Below are 22504 nucleotides of genomic sequence, written 5' to 3'. Positions count from 1 at the left end.
ATTTTAGAAGTATATTTAAAATCCTAAGTTCCTTCTGAGTTTTAATTATAATTAGGAGGCAATTATAATGAAAAACATTTCTTTATATATACATATTCCTTTTTGTAAACAAAAGTGCATGTATTGTGATTTTCCATCTTATAGTGGAAAAGATGCATTGATGGAGGAATATATAAATTCATTGTGCAAAGAAATATCTAGAGAAGCATCAAAGTATAGTTATAATACCGTGTTTATTGGAGGTGGAACTCCAAGTTATTTAAACGAAGAGGATTTAACTAAGCTTCTTAAAGAAATAAATAAATTGTCCTTAAATAGAGAGTTAGAGTTTACCATGGAATGTAATCCAGGAAGCCTAACAGAAGAAAAATTACAAATCATGAAAAGTTATGGTGTAAATAGATTAAGTTTAGGATTACAAAGTACTAAAAATAGTATCCTTAAAGAAATAGGAAGGATTCATAGCTTTGAGGAATTCAAAAGTAATTATTCTTTAGCGAGAGAAATGGGATTTAATAATATAAATGTTGATATAATGTTTGGATTGCCAAATCAATCAGTAGAAGATTTTAAAAACACTTTAAGTGAAATAACTGAGCTAAATCCAGAGCATATTTCTGCTTATTCTCTCATAATCGAGGAAGGAACGGCTTTTTATAACTTATGGGAAAAGGACAAACTAAAGTTACCCTCTGAGGATGAGGAAAGAGAAATGTATGAGTATTGTGTGGATTACTTGAACGAAAAAGGATATTTACAATATGAAATCTCAAATTTTTCAAAGGAAGACAAAGAATGCAGACACAATAAGGTATATTGGGAGCTAGATGAATATTTAGGCTGTGGATCTTCTTCAGCTTCATTAATAGATGGAAAACGAATAAAAAATACAGAAAATATAAAGGAATATATAGAAGCGATTAACAGTAATAAAAGTGCTAATATTGAAACTATTAATTTAAAGGAAGGAGATTTAATTGAAGAATTTATGTTTTTAGGCTTAAGAAAAAAAGAAGGAATCGATGAAGCTATATTTAAGAAAAAATTTAATAAAGAAATAGATAGTATATATGAAAAAGTTATAAATTTTCACATAAGTGAGGGTTTATTAATACGAGAAAAAGGAAAGATATATTTAAGTAAAAAAGGCATAGAACTAAGTAATTATGTTATGAAAGACTTTATTTTAGATAAGTAACTGTAAATTTGTTATCTTTGAATTTATCATAATCATGTAAATATTTTTGAAAATTATAGTAATAAGGAGATTAATGGAGTAACTTAGAGCAAATAATAGTTTTTCTTTAAAAACAATAAAAAAGCAAACATTATTATACTATCTGTTAATTGACAAAAAAACTTAGAAATAATATATTTAAATCGTAGTCATTAGCACTCGATTGTAATGAGTGCTAACAAAAAGAGGTGAAACTATGTCAATAGATGATAGAAAGATAAGAATTCTACAAGCTATAATTAATGATTACGTGAAAACAGCTGAACCTGTAGGTTCAAGAACACTATCAAAGAAATATGACTTAGGAATAAGTTCTGCAACTATAAGAAATGAAATGGCAGATCTAGAAGAGATGGGATATTTAGAGCAACCTCATGCGTCTGCAGGAAGAGTTCCCTCTAGCAAAGGCTACAGACTTTATGTTGATAAGCTTATGGAATATAAAACCTTAAGCACAGAAGAAGAGTTAATGATAAAAAAATATATTATTGATATGGCTTTATTTGAAGTTGATAAGGTGTTAAAACAAACTTCAACATTATTATCAGAACTTACTAGATTAACTTGTGTTGTAAAAGCTCCTTCGGTTAAAAAGAGCTATATGAAATCAGCTCAGCTTGTTAAGATAGATGATTTTAATGTTCTCTGCATAATAGTAACAGACAATGGAGTTGTAAAGAATGGTTTGCTTAGAGTAAGCAGAAGTTTAAGCCCAGAAGTTTTAAATAAAATAAATAATATATTAAATGAGAGACTTGTTAATTTAACAATTGAAGAAATCAATCTTGAAGTAATTAATAGGTTAACATTAGAGTTAAAAGGCTTTGATGAAATTCTAAATGGAATGTTATCTTTGCTTTATGAAACCCTTAAATCCTCTAACTCTTCGGAGGTTTTTATGGAAGGTACAACCAATATATTTAATTACTCTGAATATAACGATATAGAAAGAGCTAAAGAAATACTAGAACTTTTGTATAATAAGGAATACGTTAATGAACTTATTACCACAGACAAAGGTATTTCAATAAAGATTGGTGATGAAAACTTCTTACCACAAGCTAAAGACTGTAGTGTCATTACTGCAGAATATACTTTGGGAGAAAGACCGCTAGGTACTATAGGACTTATCGGGCCAAGGAGAATAGATTACTCAAAGGTAATATCTATTATGGCTGAGGTAATGAAAGAGCTAAATACTTTGTTTAATAAGCAAAGCTTAAAATAATACTAGAGAGATGAGGTGTGATTTCTTGACAAAAAAGGAGAATACAACTGAAGAATTTGAAAATGAAAATTTAGAAGTAGAGGAAGACGCAAACTTAGAAGAAACTTTAGAAGAAGCTGAAGTTTCAGAAGATAAAGAATTTGAAGAAGTTTTATCAATCGAAGAGATCTTAAAAGAGAAAAACACAAAATTAAGTGATGAAAACACTAAATTGAATAATGAGATTGAAGCATTAAAAGATAGACTATTAAGAATAACTGCAGAATATGAAAACTTCAGAAAAAGAACTCAAAAAGAAAAAGAAGGTATCTATACTGATGCAACTACTGATGTAATTAAAGAAATTCTTCCAGTTTTAGATAACCTAGAAAGAGCTTTAGCAGTAGATGGATCTATTGAAGATCTAAAAAAAGGAATAGAAATGACTCAAAGAGGATTTAATGGAGCACTAGAAAAACTTGGTGTAGAAGAAATAGATGCCTCAGGAGATTTTGATCCAAATCTTCATCAAGCAGTTATGCATGAACAAAATGAAGATTTTGGTCCAAACAAAATAGCAGAAGTTTTCTTAAAAGGTTATAAGAAATCTGATAAAGTAATTAGATATTCAATGGTTAAAGTTGTAAACTAGCAAAATTTATTTGATAAATAGGAGGATATTATTATGGGAAAAGTAATAGGAATTGATTTAGGAACCACAAACTCTTGTGTAGCTGTTATGGAAGGAGGAGATCCAGTAGTTATAGCTAATGCTGAAGGTGCTAGAACTACTCCATCAGTTGTTTCATTCCAAGCTAATGGAGAAAGATTAGTAGGTCAAGTTGCTAAAAGACAGGCAATCACAAATCCTGATAAAACTATAATTTCAATAAAGAGACACATGGGAACAAACCATAAGGTAAACATAGATGGAAAGGATCATTCACCACAAGAAATATCAGCAATGGTTCTTCAAAAGATTAAAGCTGATGCTGAAAGTTATTTAGGTGAAACTGTAACTCAAGCAGTTATAACAGTACCAGCATACTTTAATGATTCTCAAAGACAAGCAACTAAAGATGCAGGAAGAATAGCTGGATTAGAAGTGTTAAGAATTATAAACGAACCAACAGCTGCAGCTTTAGCATATGGTATGGATAAAATGGATACTAACCAAAGAATATTTGTATATGACTTAGGTGGTGGTACATTCGACGTATCAATACTTGAACTAGGAGATGGAGTTTTCGAAGTTAAAGCAACTAATGGAGATACACGCCTAGGTGGAGATGACTTTGACCAAAAAGTTATAGATTATATAGCAGATACATTTAAAGCTGAAAATGGAATAGATTTAAAGAACGATAAGATGGCACTTCAAAGATTAAAAGAAGCAGCAGAAAAAGCTAAGATTGAATTATCATCTTCAACTCAAACAATAATCAATTTACCATTTATAACAGCTGATGCAACAGGTCCAAAGCACATAGATTTAACATTAACTAGAGCAAAATTCAATGAATTAACTCATGATCTAGTACAAAGAACTATTGAACCTATGAGAAAAGCATTAAATGATGCTGGATTATCTATAGGGGATATTGATAAAGTATTATTAGTTGGTGGATCAACTAGAATACCAGCAGTTCAAGATGCAGTTAAAGAATTTACAGGAAAAGAACCTTCAAAAGGAGTTAACCCAGACGAATGTGTTGCGGTAGGAGCTGCAATTCAAGGTGGAGTTTTAACTGGAGATGTTAAGGATGTATTATTACTAGACGTAACTCCATTAACTCTAGGAATTGAAACAATGGGTGGAATAGCTACACCATTAATTGAAAGAAATACAACAATACCAGCTAAGAAGAGCCAAATCTTCTCAACTGCAGCAGATGGTCAAACAAGTGTTGAAATCCATGTAGTTCAAGGGGAAAGACAAATGGCTGCTGACAACAAAACTTTAGGTAGATTTACTCTATCTGGAATTGCACCAGCACCAAGAGGAATTCCACAAATCGAAGTTACATTTGATATAGATGCTAATGGTATAGTTAAAGTATCTGCACAAGATAAAGGAACTGGTAAAGAAGCTAATATTACAATAACAGCTTCAACTAACCTTTCTGATGATGAAATAGATAAGGCAGTAAAAGAAGCAGAAAGATTTGCTGAAGAAGATAAGAAGAGAAAAGAAGCTATAGAGATAAAGAATAATGCAGATCAAGTAGTATATCAAACTGAAAAGACTCTAACTGATTTAGGTGATAAAGTTTCAGCTGAAGATAAGAGCAAGATAGAAGCTAAATTAGAAGAAGTTAAGAAAGTAAAAGATGGAGATGATTTAGAAGCAATTAAAAAGGCTACTGATGAATTAACTCAAGAATTCTATGCAATTTCATCTAAGATTTACCAAGCAGCAAACCCAGAAGGTCAAGGATTTGATCCAAACAACATGGGTGGAAATCCAGGAGCAGGTTCTCAAGGACCAAAAGATGATAATGTAGTAGATGCTGATTTTAAAGTAGATGAAGATAAATAGTTGAAACTAAGCTAACAAATAGCATATAATAGTTTGATAGGGAAGGGAGGCTCTCTTCCCTTTAACTAAGTTAATAGGTGGTGAATATATGGCTTCAAAGGACTATTATGAGGTGCTTGAAATTCAAAAAGGTGCCTCAGATGATGAAATAAAAAAGGCCTTTAGAAAACTTGCAATTAAATATCACCCTGATAAGAACCAAGGAAATGCAGAAGCAGAAGAAAAATTTAAGGAAATAAATGAAGCTTATCAGGTATTAAGTGACCCTCAAAAGAAAGCTCAATATGATCAATTTGGAACTGCTGATGGCGCTGGCTTTGGTCAAGGTGGATTTGGTGGATTTGACTTCTCTGAAATGGGAGGTTTTGGAGATATATTTGAAAGTTTCTTTGGTGGAGGATTCGGCGGTAATGCTGGAGGAAGAAGAAGAAATGCTCCAAGAGAAGGAAATGATATGGAATATACTCTTCACTTAACATTTGAAGAAGCTATTTTTGGAGTTGAAAAGGAAATATCAGTAACAAGAACAGAAAATTGTGATACTTGCCATGGATCTGGAGCAAAACCTGGAACATCACCAAAGACTTGTACTAGATGTAATGGATCAGGACAAATTAGAGTTGAGAGAAGAACACCGCTAGGAAGTTTCGTAAGTACTTCAGCTTGTGATGTGTGTGGAGGAACTGGTCAGACAGTTGATACTCCTTGTCCAGATTGCAAAGGAAAAGGAAGAGTTAGAAAAAATAGAAAGATTAAAGTTAATATACCTGCAGGTGTAGATACAAATAATGTAATACCACTAAGGGGACAAGGTGAGCATGGTGTAAACGGAGGTCCTCCAGGAGATTTATATATAAAAATCGTAGTTGCACCATCTAAGGTATATACTAGAAAAGGCTTTGATTTATATATTGATGAACATATATCAATGGCAGCAGCTGCTTTAGGTATTGAAATTAAAGTACCTACAGTAGATGGTGAAGTTAAATATAATGTACCTGCTGGAACTCAATCAGGAACTTTATTTAGACTTAAGAATAAAGGTGTTCATAGGGTCAATTCAACAGTAAGAGGAGATCAATATGTAAAAGTAATAGTTGATATCCCTAAGAACTTAAATGAACAACAAAAAGAAGCCTTAAGATTATTTATGGAAGCATCTGGAGAAACTCATACAAATAGCAACGAAAAACATAAAGAAGGTAAAGGCAAAAAGAGTTTCATGGATAAAATTTTTGGAGAATAGCTTAAAGATTGAATAGATCTTTATTTATACTATAATAGTACTTGAAAAAGAATATAGGTAAATTCGGTTGGACAAATTTATATTATTTGTTACAAGTAATTTTGTTTCTGGGGTGGGAAGCTCAATTTTGAGTTTCCCGCTTTTTTTATATAAATTTATAGATTATAGGAAAGGATACTAAATATAAGAAATTCTGCATATCTATGATTGTTTTGATTGGATTAATTTTTGCTGGTAAATTTAAAGTTTACAGAAATTAAGGAAGAGTTAAAGAGTGTATAATACAAAGAGAATAATACATAAAGTTTGACTATGTTTAGTATGTAGCAATTTGATGAAATAAAACAATTGAAAATTTTCCAAAATTTTGTTTAAATTAAATTAGAATATATTTAGGAGGAAGACATATGGCTCAAAATATTGATTATGTTATACATGGGGATGATATGCAGTTTGTGGAGGTTATGTTAGACACCAATGAAACAATGGTTGCAGAAGCCGGAGCTATGATGATGATGGATACAACTGTTGAAATGGAGACAACATTTGGAGATGGAAGTTCAAATCAAGGTGGTTTTATGGATAAATTATTCTCTGCAGGGAAAAGAGTTATTACAGGAGAAAGTTTATTTATGACTACCTTTACTAATAAGGGTTATGATAGAGCTATGGTATCTTTCTCAGCACCTTATCCAGGAAAAATTTTACCAATTCACCTTTCTCAGTATGGGGGAACACTTATATGTCAAAAGGATTCTTTCCTATGTGCACAAAAAGGAACTCAGGTAGGTATAGCTTTTACTAAAAAGTTTGGTGCAGGATTATTTGGAGGAGAAGGATTTATACTTCAAAAGCTTCAAGGAGATGGGATTGCATTTGTACATGCTGGAGGAACTGTAATTGAAAAAGATTTAGCACCAGGTCAAGTGCTTAAGATAGACACAGGATGTATAGTTGCAATGACTTCATCAGTTGATTATGATATTCAATTTGTAGGTGGATTTAAAAATGCACTATTTGGTGGAGAAGGTTTATTCTTTGCAACTTTAAGAGGACCAGGTAAGGTATGGATTCAAAGCTTACCATTTAGCAGACTTGCATCTAGAATGATGTCTGCAGGAATGGGCGGGAGAACAGGAAGAGAAGAAGGTAGTATATTAGGTTCACTTGGTAATTTCTTAGATGGTGATAACTAATAGATAGCGCTAAGAAGAAGGAGATTTATTGAGATTTAACTTTGATGATAATCAAAGTTAAGTTTCTTTTTTTGAAATTATTAAAGTAGATTAGAATTATAAGCAATATAAATAAAGGACAGATTTAATATTTAGGTGGTAATTATGAAGAAAAAAATGATATTTTTAACTATTCTATTTTCAAGTATACTAATTCAAATGAAAACTGCACATGCAGTTGAAGTTGATTCGATAAAAGGAAAAGATAGATATGAAACGGCCTATATGATAGCCCAGAAAATGAATTATACTCAAGCAATATTAGTAAATGGTTATTCGATAGTAGATGGATTATCTGCAAGTGGACTTAGTGGAACCACGGATTCACCTATACTCTTAACAGAAAAAGATTCAATACCAGAGAAAACATTAGATGGGCTTAAGTCAGTTAATAAAGTATATATAGTAGGTGGAGAGGGAGTTATTTCTAAAAATGTTGAGAGAATTTTAAACATGAGAGGAATATCTACTGAAAGGTTAGGTGGTGCAGATAGATATGCAACCTCAATTGCTGTTGCAAATAAGATAGAGGCTACAAAAGGAATACAACAAGTGTTTTATGTTAACGGAGATGTTGGACAAGCGGATGCGATGAGTATATCACCTGAAGCTGCAAAAAGTAAAAATCCAATAATTTTAACTAATGGAATATCCACTGGATATAAAAGAAATGTGGATTCTTACTCAATTGGAGGACAAGGAGTTATAGGTGCATGGTTTGATACTTTTACCACTAGGATAGGTGGGAAAAGCAGATTTGAAACTAATAAAGAGGTCATTGATTACTTTTTTCCAAATAGAAATCATGTTTATTTGAGTAAATCAGAGGAACTAATTGACGCACTAACATCTTCAGTAATGAAGGAACCTGTAGTTCTTGTTGAGAATTATTCAGATAAAACAGTGTTAGCAGGTGCGAAAAGCTTTACTTCTTTAGGTGATATTAACAGCATTGCTATAGGTCAAGCAAAAGGGTATATATATAAGGAAAAGGTAGTGTTCTATTCTCAGCACCAAGATGATGAGGTATTATTTGCAGGAAGTGCAATTGTTGATGCTATTGAATCAGTAGGACGTGAAAATGTATACTTAGTAGTTGTATCAGATGGAGATGAAAGTGGAGTTTTGATGGGAGATAGATATAAAAATCTAACGGTGGCTGAAAAGGCAACTCTAAGAAATAATGAATTGAAGGCGGCAGATGAACAGTTAGGATTGGATTTAAACAATATAATCTTTTTAAATGAACCAGAAAGTAATTGTAATTATGATGACTTAAGCAAAATAGCTCTAGAATTTGAAAACAAATTTACAAACGTTACACATGTTGCACACACATATAAGTTTGATATTCATCCCCAACATTTGAAATGTGGACAAACGATATATAATTTATATAAAGAAGGAAAGATTAAGGATTGTAAGTTTTTCGCAAGAACAGAAAAGGCAAATGAAATTAATCCTATAAATTTAATATTGAATATTGCATATTCAAACGAAGAAAAAGATAGGGTGCTTAAAGCAAGTAAGGAATATAAATTGGATAGAAAAGATATGATTAGAGAAGGTATTGGATATAAATCAGTACCGGGTTTATTTGACGCATTAGAGAAAGACAAATATGTGACCTCATATCTACATGAACCGGGAATATAGGCTATTTACTAATAATCATTCTTTAAAGTATAATAAGATAAAAACAAATTAGAGAAGGATAACAGAATGATATACGTAATTTCACCGGCTAAAACAATGAATTTTAAAAAACAATCAAAGATTGAATCAAATCAGTTACCTATGTTCATTAAAGAAGCAGAAATAATAATGGATGAATTAAAAAAATATGCTCCAGAAGATATTTCTTCATTAATGAAGATTTCAGATAAATTAGCTGAACTAAATTTTTTTAGGAATCAAGCTTTTGACGATACTTTAAATAATACCAAAGAAGCTATATTTGCTTTTGATGGTGAAGTTTATAAAGGATTAAATGTAGAAGAATTTTCAAGAGAAGATATTTTATATGCTCAAGAGCATTTAAGAATTTTATCGGGATTATACGGTATGATTAAGCCGTTAGATAGAATTAAAGAATATAGGTTAGAAATGGGGACAAAGCTTAAAATTTCAAATCATAAAAATCTATATGATTATTGGACAGAAAAAATAACCCTGGGGATTATAGAGGAACTTGAACAGCAGAAGGGGAATATATTAATTAATTTGGCATCGGAAGAGTATAGCAAGGTGATAAATTTAAATAAAATATCCCATTCATTTAATGTAATTACCCCAATTTTTAAGGATTATAAAAGTGGAAAATATAAAATAATAAGCTTTTATGCAAAGAAAGCAAGAGGATTGATGGCAAAGTATTTAATTGAGAATAAGATCGATAGCATTGAAGAATTAAACAAATTCAACCTCGAAGGGTATAAGTTTTCTAAAACAGAATCAAATAATTCGCAACTAATATTTTTGAGGGGATAATTGCTTGTTGACATTTCCCCATGAGTGTTATTATAATAGTCTAGTTGAAAAGAAAAGTCCTAGCCCATATATATCTGATGATAAGGTTCAGATGTTTCTACGAGGATTCCGTAAAAGTTCTCTCTATGGGTAAATCAATGGTATCGCTTACCCAAGAGTGGCACCAGCTTTGGTTTACCTAAACTAAGCTGGTGCTTTTTGATGCAACGAAAACAAGTAATTAGATTATTAAATCTAATTTTTTTATTTTACTTAGGAGGAAACATTGAGATGGATAATTCAAAAACTAATTTCTTTGAGAGAGTGTTTAAACTTAAAGAAAACAAAACAAATGTTAAAACAGAAGTTTTAGGAGGGTTTACAACATTTGTAACAATTGCATATGCCTTATTAGTAATCCCTAACATATTGAAACTAGGTGGAATGAATTCACTTGGCTTAAAAGGTGATGAGGCTGCAAATTTAACAATTGCATCAGATCCTATAATAGGTTCAGCATTTGCTTCTGTATGTATTGCAGCTGCAGTTGGAACACTTATTATGGCTTTCTATGCTAATATGCCATTTGTTCTAGCACCAGGACTAGGCTTAGTAAGTTTCTTTACATTTAATATATGTTTAAAATTAGGTTATACTTGGCAACAAGGCTTAGCAGCAGTATCAGTTTCAGGTATTCTATTTATTGTTATCACTCTTACTTCAATAAGAGAGAAAATAGTTTATGCTATGCCGCAAAACTTGAAATATGCAATAACTGCAGGAATAGGTTTGTTTATATCACTTATAGGATTAAAAAATGGTGGAATTATTGTCGCTAACCCAGCAACTTTAGTGGCATTTGGTGATTTTAAGAATGGTGCAGTTATATTAACTATAATAGGTATTATAATAATAGGAATTTTAATGGCTAGAAATATAAAAGGAGCCATGTTAATTGGAATAATAATAACAACTATAATTGGAATACCAATGGGAATAACAAAGTTATCAGGTATTCAAGTATTTTCGTTACCACCAATAGGACAAACTTTCTTTGCTCAAGACTTTAAAGGATTGTTAAGCCATAATGGCGGAGGGGTCTTAGGAGCAGCCTTAACAATATTTATGGTAGTTATTACTTTGAGTTTAGTAGACTTATTTGATACACTTGGAACATTAGTAGGAACAGCTCAAACATCAGGAATGTTAGATGAAAATGGAGAAGCGAAGAATTTAAGAAAATCACTATTTTCAGATGCAGTAGCTACAACTATAGGGGGAGCTTTAGGTACAACTACTTTGGCTACAGTGGTTGAGTCATCAGCAGGAATAGCAGCAGGAGCAAGAACTGGCCTTTCAAATGTTGTAGTAAGTATATTATTTGCATTGTCTTTATTCTTTAGCGGACTTATTGGAATAGTTCCTCAAAGTGCTACAGCACCAGCACTTATTATCGTAGGTGTATTAATGCTTAGCTCAGTAAAAGAAATAGATTTTTCAGATTTTACCGAAGCACTGCCAGCATTTTTTACAATTGCAATGATGCCATTTACATATTCAATTGCTAATGGAATAGCTGTTGGTATAATATTTTATCCAATTATGAAGCTATTAACAGGAAAAAGAAAAGACGTACATCCTATAATGTATGTATTAGCATTGCTATTTATATTAAGATTTATATTAATGCCAGATTAATATTAAATAAGAAAAGGGACCTCTCAACATAGTTTGAGAGGTCCTATTTTTTAGCTACTTTACGGTAAGTTCTATTTGTTTATCATACTCAGGTATAATGTTATCTTGGTCTTTAATTACTAATTTAAAATCATCGAGATTATTTATTTCATAGGTTAATGTACCTTCATCTAATCTTCTTAAGCTGGGGTTAAATCCATACTGCTCATTTACATAAGTTCCATCATTGTATCTTAATTCTATTAAATTAGGGTTAAAGCATATTCCATCAAATCTATATTTAATTTGAAGAACATTATTTTTATAAGAAACATCTAAAATGTTAATGGTTAATTTATCATCTATTTTTAATGAATAAGGCTTTTGAAGGTTTAATAGCTCTGAGGATGGAATCTCCTTAATTAGTTTACCATCATTCATGTTTCCACTATATTTAAAAGGTATAAGTGTTATTTTGTTTGGTTTTTCTTTTATAGGTGAAAAATATGATTCTCCGATGGTAGTGCCATCACTTAAACCTGAGGAACCATGATAGTCATACAAGGTTTCGTTTTTATCAGTTCTAATAATATAGTTAATCGAAGGGAATTTGTCATTTGATACAGTATATTTTGCTTTGGTATAAAATTGGCCTAAAGATATTTCATTAAAATGCATATCTCCATATTCAGTTTTTAGTGCTTTATCTGTATTAGCGTAATACACTTTATCATATAATTTATCTTTGGGGACATTCAATGAAATGTTCCATTTCCCACTAACTCCGTCGAAATTTTTTATTTCATAATTTAGTTTGTAATTTTCTTCATCTTGTAAGTTCTTAATATCAAGTATGTCAATGATAGACACCATATCATAAGTATAACCAGAATCAGTTGAAGTAAAAGTTCCGTATTCTGTAGTAAGTGGATCTCTTAATGTTTTATTGTTAATTTCTAAATCTGAATCCCATATTCCAGGTAAAGAGGTGAATTTATTAGGAGAATTAACCTTGTAACTTAATATAAGAGAATCACCACTAATAACTAAGTCATTAAAAGTAAAAGATAAATTAGAATCCTTTATAGTAGTATTTAAGGTGTTTATATAGTCCTTATTATTATTTTTATTAAATACATTTAGTGATTTAAACTTATCAAACATACTATTTAAGCTTGCATATACAGGTGAAAGTGAGAGTAATACAAATATTAATGTGAAAGATGCTACTAACGGAAGGACTCTCTTTTTGTTTTTTCTATATTTCTTATCTTCTAATGAATTTAGAAGATCATCTGTAAAATTTATAAAATCATTACTTGGTGTGAGTGTAGAAGTGGTTTCTTTTATTTTATTATCAAAACTATTATTTATCATTTAAATAGTGCCTCTCTTTCTCATTATTTAAAATAGAATATAGTTTCTCTCGTCCCCTTGCTAGTCGAGATTTAATGGTACCTTCTTTTATATTTGTTATTTTAGATATTTCACTGATGGATAAATCATTAAAATAATATAAAATAACGATATTTTGAATATCTTCATTAAGAAGCTTAATAGCATTATAGAGATCATAATATTCAATGTGATCATCTTCGTGGGTCATTTCAGAAATTTCATTATTTAAGAAGATTATTTTTGAATTTTTCTTAAAAGTATCGTTACACTTATTTATTAAAATTCTTATTATCCAAGTCTTAAAAAGTTTATCATTTTCTAATGTATTGATTTTTTCATATGCGGTTAATATTGTCTCAGAAATTACATCTTTAACATCTTCTTCATTTTTGAAAAAACCTTTTGAGATTTTATATAAATCTACACGTATATCTTTAATTAATTTTGAAAAGGCTTCTTTATCACCCTTTTTAGCCTTGTTAACTAATAAAAACAATTCTATCCCTCCTTTTTCACCTATTAGACAGTTGAAGGTGAGAGTTGGTTCCAAAAAATTCATAATAAAATTTTACCATGGATTTTATTTATAATGCATTAAAGAATTTACATGTCGATTAAGTGGGATATAATATGATTTTTGCATTATATAGGAGAAGTTAAAATTAAACTATAATGGATAATATTTATTGACAAATAAATATTATCCATTATAATAAAAGTATAAAGAGTTATAACATAGTAAATATTAATTTCAGATAAATTTGAGAGGAGATAGAAATATGACAGTAAAATTTCAAGGAAATCCTGTTACTTTACAAGGACAAAAAATTAACGTAGGAGATGAATTTAGAGATTTCGTGGTAACTAAAAATGACTTAACTCCATTAACATTAAAGGATACAAGTGGAGTTAGAGTGTTTTTAACAGTTCCATCTATAGATACACCAGTATGTGATTTAGAAATTAGAACCTTTAATGAAAAGATAGCAAATGTTCAAGGGGTTACAGTATATACAATCTCTCATGACTTACCTTTCGCTCAATCAAGATGGTGTGGTGCAGAAGGAATTAAAAATGTAATTACTGCATCTGATTACAAAGATAGAGCTTTTGGAGAGGCTACAGGAACATATGTTAAAGAGTTAGGATTATTAGCTAGAACTGCTTTTGTAGTAGATTCTAATAATAAGGTTGTTTATGCAGACTACTTAGAAGAAATAACAAGTCAACCAGATTTTGATGCAGTACTTAATGCAGCAAAAGAAGCAAAATAAAATTAATTAACGCTCCAACCATATTCCCATAGGGTTTTCTAGAAGATTAAATTCATCTTTTGGAAAACCCATTTTTATTTAATAGAGATTTGAATAACTGAGTGAAATCTTAGGAGAAAATTGTTAATCCTCCCCATAGACAGAAACGCCCTTTATGTGTAAAATATAATATTAGTCAATGGTAACAGGGTTTTAAGATCAACTAATAATTTATTCATGCCTGAAAATGTCCAGAACCTGATATTTTCAAACAAGAATAAATTAAGTTTCCTATAAAAAACCCTATAATAGGGCAAGTATTAAAATACATTAAGTATGCCCTGTAATAAAGAAAGGATTGAAGTTAAATGCAAGGAACATGGATTGAAGTTAAGGTTATTACAACAAGTGAAGCACTTGAGCCTGTATCAGGTATTTTTTATGCTTTAGATTGTAAGGGAGTAGCAATAGAAGATCCAAATGACATTTTAGATAGAGAACAAGGACCTTTAACTTGGGATTTTGCAGATATAAATATATTAGAATATAAAGGTAAAGCAGCTTGTGTTAAGGGATACTTTGCAGAGGAAGACAATATTCCAGAAGTTTTAAAATATATAGAAGAAAAGATACAAGAATTAAAAGATATGGGTATAGATTTAGGTGAGGCTCAAGTGATCTCTACTGAAATGAAGGAAGAAGACTGGGCAAATAACTGGAAGCAATACTATAAGCCAACTAAGATTGGAGAAAAAATTGTAATTAAGCCTATATGGGAAGAGTATGAAGCAAGTGAAGATGATCTACTTGTGGAATTAGATCCAGGAATGGCATTTGGAACTGGAACTCATGAAACTACTAGAATGTGTGCTCAAGCATTAGAAAGATATGTAAAGGAAGATTCAGTAGTATTTGATGTTGGAACTGGTTCAGGGATACTTGCAATAATAGCTGGAAAGTTAGGGGCTAAACATGTGGTTGGTGTTGATTTAGATCCTGTAGCGGTAGATTCAGCTAAGGAAAACCTTAAATTTAATGATGTAAATAATATTGAAATACTACATGGAAATTTATTGGATGTTGTTAATGGAAAAGCTGATTTAGTAGTAGCAAATATTATTGCTGAAATAATATGCATTTTAACCCCAGATGTAAAGAAAGCCTTAGATAAAGATGGTATTTTTATAACTTCTGGAATTATTCATGATAGAAGAGAAATGGTTATTAATAATTTAGAAGAAAACGGATTTGAAGTTTTAGAAGTAAATAAAGATGGGGAATGGAATTGCATAGTAGCAAGGTTGAAATAAGGAGAGAAGGTAATGCATAAGTTTTTTACTCCAAATGAATTGTTTGATGAAAAAGAGGCTATAATCCAAGGAGAAGATGTAAAACACATATATAAAGTTCTTAGATTACAAGAAGGACAAGAGATTATTGTGAATAATTTACAAGGGGATGAATACCTAGGGATTATAGATGAAATCTCAAAGTCAGAAGTTAGGGTGTTGTTAAAAGAAAAATTAGAAGTTAACAATGAAAGCCCACTAGAAGTGTATTTATTTCAAGGTATGCCTAAAGCATCAAAAATGGATTTAATTGTTCAAAAGGGAACGGAACTTGGAATCAAAGAAATAACCCCGGTAGTTACTGAAAGAGTTGATGTTAAGCTTAAGGGTGAATTTAAGAAATTAGATAGACTTGAAAGAATTGCATTAGAGGCTTGTAAGCAGTGTAAAAGAACATTAATACCTAAAATTAATGAACCTCTATCTTTTCTTGAACTAAATGAAGTTATAAAAAATATGGATTTAGTCGTGGTTCCTTATGAAAATGCAGAAAATTTTGGGATAAAAACTTTAGTAAAAAATATAGATAAAAAAATTAAGACTGTGGCTATAATAATTGGACCTGAGGGTGGTTTTGAAGAGAGTGAGATAATTAAATTAAAAGAAAATGGAGCTTATATTGTAACATTAGGACCTAGAATATTAAGAACAGAAACAGCAGGCTTTACTGCAGCGTCTTTATTACAATATGAGTTAGGAGATTTAGGAGGTATTATTTAATGAAAGTTGCATTTGCTACCCTTGGATGCAGAGTTAATGTATATGAATCAGAAGCTATGATGGAAAAGTTCATAAGAGAAGGTTATGAAATAGTTGACTATAGTGAAGCGGCGGATGTTTATGTAATAAATACTTGCTCGGTAACTAATATGGGAGATAAAAAATCAAGACAAATGATTTCTCGTGGAAGAAGACAAAGTCCAGAGTCAATTATCGCAGTTGTAGGATGTTATTCTCAAATTGCGACAGATGAAGTTGGAAATATCGATGGCGTGGATGTTGTTCTTGGAACAAGGAATAAAGGCGAAATTGTTTATTGGGTAAATAAAGCTAAGGAAACGAAAGAGAAGCAGATACAAGTTGGGCAAGTTCTAAAAAATAATGAATTTGAAGATTTGAAAATTGAAGAATATCAAGATAAAACGAGAGCATTTTTAAAGATTCAAGATGGATGTAATAGATTTTGTGCATATTGCTTAATTCCATATGCTAGAGGAGCTGTTTGTTCAAAAGATCCAGACAAGGTAATATCAGAAATTAAGTCTTTAGCAGAAAATGGTTTTAAAGAAATAATTCTTTCAGGAATACATATAGCATCCTATGGCGTAGACTTAGATAAAAAGGTTACTTTAGTAGATATTATTGAGGAAATTGAATCTATTGATGGAATAGAAAGAGTAAGAATAGGTTCTATTGATCCTACTTTCTTTACAGAAGAAGTAGTAAAGAAGATAGTAAACTTTAAGAAGTTATGTCCACACTTCCATTTATCATTACAAAGTGGAGCTAATGAGACATTAAAGAGAATGAATAGAAGATATACAAAGGAAGAATACGAAAATATCGTTAATTTCTTGAGAGATAATTTTAAGGACGTTGCTATTACAACTGATGTCATTGTAGGCTTCCCAGGAGAAACAAAAGAAGAATTTGAAGAAACATATGAGTTCTTAAAGAAAATAAAATTGTCCAAGATGCATATATTTAAGTATTCACCAAGAAAAGGTACTAGAGCTGCAGAAATGGAAGAACAAATTGACGGAACTACAAAGGATGAGAGAAGTAAACTCCTAATGAAGCTAAACGAAGAAAATGAGAAAGAGTTTATAAGCAGATACATTGATAAGGAAGTAAATGTATTATTTGAACAACAATATAAAGCAGAAGAAGGAACTTATGAAGGATATACAGAAAATTATATAAAAGTAGTTGGAAAATCTTCATGCAAAGATATTATAGGTAAAATTGCTAAGGTAAAAATAAACTCTGCAGGAAATGAACTAGCTTATGGAGAAATTATATCTATAGATTAGAAATATTATATTTATAACTAATATGAGGAGGTGAAAAAGTGGAAGATTGTATTTTTTGCAAGATAATAAAAGGAGAAATACCTTCAAAGAAAATCTACGAAGATGACAAAGTTTTGGCTTTTCATGATATAAGTCCTGAAGCACCAGTACATTTTTTAGTTATACCTAAAACCCATATTGAAAGTGCGAACTTGCTAGATGAAAATAATGCCTCAATAGTTTCACATGTTTTTATAGTTATTAATAAAATAGTTAGTGAGTTAGGTATAGCGGATAGTGGTTATAGAATTGTAAATAATTGCGGAGAAGATGGCGGTCAAACCGTAAACCATATGCATTTTCACGTGCTAGGGGGAAGGGCCTTAAAGTGGCCACCAGGCTAACAATAATTCCATGAAAATCTTGACAATATGCAAAAAAATATTGTATAATATAGCGTGTGTTGTTTAAGCCCACAGCTGTGCATAAGAAAATATTAGCTAGCGGAGGGAGGGATAGTCAATGTCAGAAATCAGAGTTGGAGAAAATGAAACTTTAGAGAGTGCATTAAGAAGATTTAAAAGAAAATGTGCTAGAGCGGGTGTTCTTTCAGAAGTTAGGAAGAGAGAGCATTACGAAAAACCAAGTGTTAAGAGAAAGAAAAAATCAGAAGCTGCAAGAAAAAGAAAATTCAAGTAGTAGCTAAGATTTTAAAAGAATTTCTTTGAAAGAAGGTATTACATTGCCAACAATAAAAGAAAGACTTCAAGAAGACTGGAAACAGGCTTTGAAAGCTGGAAATAAATTTAAAGCCGGCACTTTAAGTACAGCAAAATCAGCGATTCTATTAGTAGAAAAAACTGATAATGCTAAGCTTGAAGATGAGCAGGTTATTGAAATATTAGCAAGAGAAATCAAGCAAAGAAGAGAAGCTATGCTTGAGTTCGAAAAGGGAAATAGACAAGATCTAGTAGATGGCAATAAGGCAGAAATTGAGATTTTGTTAAGTTACCTTCCTCAGCAGTTAGAAGAAAATGAGATACTTGAAATTGTTAAACAAGCAGCGATTGAAGTGGGTGCCAGTAGCATGAAAGAAATGGGCAAAGTTATGGCAAAAGTTAGACCTCAAACTGTAGGTCGTGCAGATGGAAAGCTTGTTAGCTCAATTGTAAAAGAATATCTAAGTAAGTAAAATTACTTCAATAAAAAGGAGTTCATTGCATGAACTCCTTTTTTTTTTGCTCTTTAAGAATTTATAATATTTTAAGGTTGACGATTTTTTTATTCTCTTGAATTTTAAGAAATATGTAATTTAATAAATGTTTTTTTCATAAATTAGTTTGAGAGTATTTTTTAGGAGTGTAATTATGGAATCAAAATGGGTAAGGGCAAAAGAAAAAGTTATAGAAGAACTAGAATTACCTAAGGATGTTATGTTTAACTTGCCTAAAATAACCATAGTGGGCAATAGTGAGGTGTGTATAGAAAATCATAAGGGAATAATATCTTTTGATAGAGAATCTGTGAAAGTAAACTCAAAAATAGGAACTGTTTTAATAACAGGAGAATCTTTTGAAATTTCATTTATTGGAGGAGAGACTTTAGTAATACAAGGGATATTTAAATCAATAGTTTATGAGGGGATAATATAGATGAATTTTATTGAGAGAGTAAAGAAAGGAACAATAACTATAGAGGTAAGGGCATTTATACCTGAAAAATTTATCAACTTACTATGGAGTCAAGGGATATATGCATCTAATATAAAGAAGATAGATTTAACTACTTTTTTAGTAGATATTGATTTGGTTGATTTGAAAAACATAGATAAGATAGCTAAAAGAGCTGGAGCAAAGTATAAAGTTGTGGGTAAGAAAGGATTAGCTTTCTATATTATAAGAGCGAAAAGGCAATTATCTTTGGTAATAGGAGCACTGTTGTTTATAGGAGTTATGTTTTACTTATCAACATATGTTTGGAGCATAGAAATCAATACTAAAAAGGTTCTTTCACCTTTTGAGGTTAGAAGGCAATTAAACGAGTTGGGAATAAAACCTGGGATTAAAAAGTCATCATTAAACGTATATTCACTTGAAAAACAAATAGAAGATTCTAATGGAGAAATCATGTGGGTGAGGGCAAGAATAGAGGGCTCCAGTTTAAAAATAGACATAGAAGAAAAAACAAATCCTCCTATTTTAAGAAATGAAAATCAAAATGGTGGAGTTATTGCAAAAGAAGATGGAGTAATTGAAAGAATTTATACTATATCTGGAAAACCAATGGTGAAGTCTGGAGATGTAGTTAAAAAAGGTGATTTATTAATTGCGCCTACTCAAGGGAAAGAAGGATTTGAATATACAGTTAAAGCAGAAGGACAAGTAATGGCGAATACTTTTTATGAAAAGGATGTTGAAGTACAAGTTAGTGGTAAAATAAAAGAAAGATCAGGTAATAAACAAAACGCATTGTATTTTGAATGCTTAGGAAAGAAAATTTATATAAAAAAGCCTATAAAAAACTATGTTGACTATGATAAAATAGAATTTACAGGGAATTTAATTAAGGGTGAAACATATTATGAAATAAATGAAAAGGAAATCTCTTTAGATATCGAAAAGGTTAAAAAAGAAACTATCGATAAGGCAAGAGAATCTGTATTAAAAGAAATAGATAAAGATGCTAAGATTACGCAAGAAATAGTTAATGTAGAAAATGAGGAAGAAGGAAAAGTTATAATTAAAGCAATTTTTGTAGTGAAACAAGACATAGCAGTTACTAATAGTCAAACGTAAATATATTAAGTAGGTGATTGATATCCATGGGGAAAGAAAGGGAAAACAAAGGAATGATAGATATTAAGAGAATACTAACATTTTTCTTAAGTTTTATCATAATTTATGTTATAGTAATGAGTTCTTTTATTAGTAAAAAGTATAGTTTGAAGGCAGGAGATATAGCAAAAGCAGATATCAAGGCTCCAAGGGATACTATAGATGAAAATGCTACTAAAGCAAAAGAACAGGAAGTTGTAGATAAGATAGATAAGCAATATACTTTAAAGTCAGATATATCAAAGGATGCATTAAACAAAACAAAGAATTTTTTTCAGAAAATAACTGCATTAGTAGATTCAACTGCTAACGAAGCTGATAAAATAGAAGCATTAAAAGGACTGAAAATTGTTCAATTAGATGATGAAGATTATAAATATTTACTGACACTAACTAAAGACAATGTTGTAGCACTTCAAAATAAGGCAAATGACGTTATTGGGAAAGTATATCAAAAAAATATTGAAGAAGACAAAATTGAAGATATACAAACTGCTAAGAATACAGTTGAAGTAGAAATAGCCAACAGTGAATTTAATAGAAAGCAAAAGGAGATTCTAATAGCTTTATTAGAATCTCAAATAAAACCTAATTTTATATATGACAAAGAAAAAACTGATGAGACTATTGCAGAAGCTAAAAAAAATGTTCCTAAAATAGTTATAAAAAAGAATCAAATAATAGTCAAAGAAGGGGAACCAGTTACAGATGACCAAGTTGCACTTCTAAATGAACTAGGGCTTCTAAAAAATTCAGGAAGTGAAAATAGTATAATACTATATCTTACTCTAGGAATATTTGTCGCAACAATTTTAGTGCTTCAATACTTTTATGTAAGTAAGTACTATAAAAAAATATTTGATAATACAAACAATCTTATTCTTATAAATATAATTAACATAATATCACTTATATTGGCTAGAACCCTATCACTAATTTCACCATATTTAATTCCTCTAGCCTTTGGACCTATTTTATTAGAATTATTGCTAAATTATAAGTTAAGCCTAGTACTAAGTTTGTTTAATTGTGTATTAATAAGTGGAGTGGTTGGCTTTAAACCTGAAGTAATGATTTTAGCATTTGTTTCAACTATACTTGGAGCTACCTCACTCAGGAAAATGCAACAGAGAAATGATATATTATTATCTACTGTATATATAGCAGTTACCATATCATTAGTATGTTTTTCTGCAGGTATGCTACTTTCTAATGATATAATTGAAGTTCTTAAAGCCACAGGAATGGCTGCAATTGGGACAATAGTATCAGGAATATTATCAATAGGATTTTTACCAATATTTGAAACCACCTTTGATATTGTTACCATAGTAAAACTATTAGAATTATCAAACCCAAATAATCCTCTATTAAAGAAACTATTGATGGAAGCGCCAGGAACATACCATCATTCAATATTAGTTTCAAATTTAGCTGAGCTAGCAGCAGAAGAAGTTGGGGGAAATTCGGTTTTAGCTAGAATAGGGTCTTTTTATCACGATATTGGTAAAACTAAAAGGCCATACTTTTTTAAAGAAAATCAGATTGGAAATGATAATCCACATGATAAAATAACTCCAAATCTAAGTACATTAATTATTACATCACATGTTAAAGAAGGTTTGGAACTCGCTAAAGAGTATAATTTACCAAAAGCAATTACAGAAATGATAGCAACCCATCATGGAACAACATTAGTTAAGTATTTCTATCACAAGATGAAAACCACTGCTGAAAATCCTGAAGAGATTAATGAAAAAGATTTTAGATACCCTGGTCCAAAGCCTGAAAGTAAAGAGGCTGGAATTATAATGCTAGCAGATTCAGTAGAGGCAGCAGTAAGAAGTATAAGTGATCCCACTAAGGGTAAAATTGAAGAGATGGTAAATAATATAATTAAGGATAAACTCTTTACTGGAGAATTAGATGAGTGTGAGCTTACACTTAAGGATTTAGATAAAATTCAGAAGAGTTTCTTAAAGGTATTAACTGGTATTTATCATAAAAGAATAGAATACCCTAAAGATGAAAAAGGAGTAAAATAGCAG

The 22504-nt window shown here is 30.6% G+C and carries 21 protein-coding genes, 1 riboswitch and 1 other annotated feature; of the genes, 19 read left to right on the top strand and 2 right to left on the bottom strand.

The features are described 5' to 3' along the window. Positions 1-67 precede the first annotated feature (67 nt). From hemW to PTZ02_RS09670, 9 genes are all read left to right on the top strand, one after another. A complete protein-coding gene (gene hemW / locus PTZ02_RS09710) occupies positions 68-1198 on the top strand; it encodes a radical SAM family heme chaperone HemW (RefSeq protein ID WP_274227589.1) in 1131 nt (376 codons plus the stop codon). Positions 1199-1433: 235 nt separating this feature from the next. Continuing rightward, on the top strand, positions 1434-2465 hold the full coding sequence (hrcA, locus tag PTZ02_RS09705) for a heat-inducible transcriptional repressor HrcA (RefSeq protein ID WP_274227588.1): 1032 nt from the start codon (positions 1434-1436) through the stop codon (positions 2463-2465). Positions 2466-2475: 10 nt separating this feature from the next. After that, positions 2476-3096, top strand: a complete 621-nt coding sequence (gene grpE, locus PTZ02_RS09700) for a nucleotide exchange factor GrpE (protein WP_443112617.1) — start codon at positions 2476-2478, stop codon at positions 3094-3096. Positions 3097-3129: 33 nt separating this feature from the next. Continuing rightward, the gene (dnaK, locus tag PTZ02_RS09695; RefSeq protein ID WP_274227586.1) at positions 3130-4983 is read left to right on the top strand and encodes a molecular chaperone DnaK; all 1854 of its coding nucleotides are present in this window, start codon (positions 3130-3132) and stop codon (positions 4981-4983) included. A gap of 88 nt (positions 4984-5071) precedes the next feature. Next, entirely contained in the window at positions 5072-6229 is a 1158-nt protein-coding gene (gene dnaJ / locus PTZ02_RS09690) for a molecular chaperone DnaJ (RefSeq protein ID WP_274227585.1), read from the top strand. 65 nt (positions 6230-6294) lie between these two features. Beyond that, positions 6295-6351 (top strand) — a sequence feature (sodium ion sensor (DUF1646 type); this cis-regulatory element may regulate processes involved in with the transportation of sodium ions). Between the two features lie 285 nt (positions 6352-6636). Continuing rightward, entirely contained in the window at positions 6637-7425 is a 789-nt protein-coding gene (locus PTZ02_RS09685; RefSeq protein WP_274227584.1) for a TIGR00266 family protein, read from the top strand. A gap of 144 nt (positions 7426-7569) precedes the next feature. Continuing rightward, entirely contained in the window at positions 7570-9120 is a 1551-nt protein-coding gene (locus PTZ02_RS09680; protein WP_274227583.1) for a cell wall-binding repeat-containing protein, read from the top strand. A gap of 66 nt (positions 9121-9186) precedes the next feature. Further along, entirely contained in the window at positions 9187-9954 is a 768-nt protein-coding gene (gene yaaA / locus PTZ02_RS09675; protein WP_274227582.1) for a peroxide stress protein YaaA, read from the top strand. 44 nt (positions 9955-9998) lie between these two features. Further along, a riboswitch (purine riboswitch) is annotated at positions 9999-10100 on the top strand. A gap of 124 nt (positions 10101-10224) precedes the next feature. Beyond that, on the top strand, positions 10225-11631 hold the full coding sequence (locus PTZ02_RS09670; RefSeq protein ID WP_274227581.1) for an NCS2 family permease: 1407 nt from the start codon (positions 10225-10227) through the stop codon (positions 11629-11631). A gap of 54 nt (positions 11632-11685) precedes the next feature. Here the strand turns inward: PTZ02_RS09670 and PTZ02_RS09665 are convergent, their stop codons facing one another. Continuing rightward, on the bottom strand, positions 11686-12987 hold the full coding sequence (locus PTZ02_RS09665) for a DUF4179 domain-containing protein (RefSeq protein ID WP_274227580.1): 1302 nt from the start codon (positions 12985-12987) through the stop codon (positions 11686-11688). Beyond that, positions 12977-13504: a sigma-70 family RNA polymerase sigma factor gene (locus tag PTZ02_RS09660; protein ID WP_274227579.1), complete on the bottom strand. Its 528-nt coding sequence runs from the start codon at positions 13502-13504 to the stop codon at positions 12977-12979. The genes PTZ02_RS09665 and PTZ02_RS09660 overlap by 11 nt, the downstream gene beginning before the upstream one ends. A gap of 283 nt (positions 13505-13787) precedes the next feature. Here PTZ02_RS09660 and tpx point away from each other — a divergent pair, with 283 nt between their 5' ends. From tpx to PTZ02_RS09610, 10 genes are all read left to right on the top strand, one after another. Next, the gene (gene tpx / locus PTZ02_RS09655; protein ID WP_274227578.1) at positions 13788-14282 is read left to right on the top strand and encodes a thiol peroxidase; all 495 of its coding nucleotides are present in this window, start codon (positions 13788-13790) and stop codon (positions 14280-14282) included. A gap of 347 nt (positions 14283-14629) precedes the next feature. Next, positions 14630-15571, top strand: a complete 942-nt coding sequence (prmA, locus tag PTZ02_RS09650; RefSeq protein WP_274227577.1) for a 50S ribosomal protein L11 methyltransferase — start codon at positions 14630-14632, stop codon at positions 15569-15571. A 12-nt stretch (positions 15572-15583) separates the two neighbouring features. Further along, on the top strand, positions 15584-16330 hold the full coding sequence (locus tag PTZ02_RS09645; protein ID WP_274227576.1) for a 16S rRNA (uracil(1498)-N(3))-methyltransferase: 747 nt from the start codon (positions 15584-15586) through the stop codon (positions 16328-16330). Next, positions 16330-17643 carry a tRNA (N(6)-L-threonylcarbamoyladenosine(37)-C(2))-methylthiotransferase MtaB gene (gene mtaB, locus PTZ02_RS09640; RefSeq protein ID WP_274227575.1) on the top strand — a complete coding sequence of 438 codons (1314 nt, stop codon included), beginning with the start codon at positions 16330-16332 and terminating at the stop codon, positions 17641-17643. Before PTZ02_RS09645 ends, mtaB begins: the two co-directional genes overlap by 1 nt. 38 nt (positions 17644-17681) lie before the next feature. Next, entirely contained in the window at positions 17682-18026 is a 345-nt protein-coding gene (locus PTZ02_RS09635) for a histidine triad nucleotide-binding protein (RefSeq protein ID WP_274227574.1), read from the top strand. Between the two features lie 118 nt (positions 18027-18144). Further along, entirely contained in the window at positions 18145-18321 is a 177-nt protein-coding gene (gene rpsU / locus PTZ02_RS09630; RefSeq protein ID WP_021801013.1) for a 30S ribosomal protein S21, read from the top strand. A 43-nt stretch (positions 18322-18364) separates the two neighbouring features. Next, complete coding sequence (locus tag PTZ02_RS09625) at positions 18365-18814, top strand: GatB/YqeY domain-containing protein (RefSeq protein WP_274227573.1); 450 nt, start codon at positions 18365-18367, stop codon at positions 18812-18814. Positions 18815-18989: 175 nt separating this feature from the next. Further along, entirely contained in the window at positions 18990-19274 is a 285-nt protein-coding gene (yqfC, locus tag PTZ02_RS09620) for a sporulation protein YqfC (RefSeq protein ID WP_274227572.1), read from the top strand. Further along, a complete protein-coding gene (gene yqfD / locus PTZ02_RS09615; protein WP_274227571.1) occupies positions 19275-20417 on the top strand; it encodes a sporulation protein YqfD in 1143 nt (380 codons plus the stop codon). It abuts the gene before it with no gap. A 26-nt stretch (positions 20418-20443) separates the two neighbouring features. Continuing rightward, positions 20444-22501 (top strand): HD family phosphohydrolase, encoded by a 2058-nt coding sequence (locus tag PTZ02_RS09610; protein WP_274227570.1) that lies wholly within the window; start codon positions 20444-20446, stop codon positions 22499-22501. Positions 22502-22504 lie beyond the last annotated feature (3 nt).

The sequence above is a fragment of the Clostridium sp. 'White wine YQ' genome (genome assembly GCF_028728205.1).
In the GTDB taxonomy this organism is placed as follows: domain Bacteria; phylum Bacillota; class Clostridia; order Clostridiales; family Clostridiaceae; genus Clostridium_T.
This window is presented reverse-complemented; position numbering and strand designations above follow the sequence as displayed.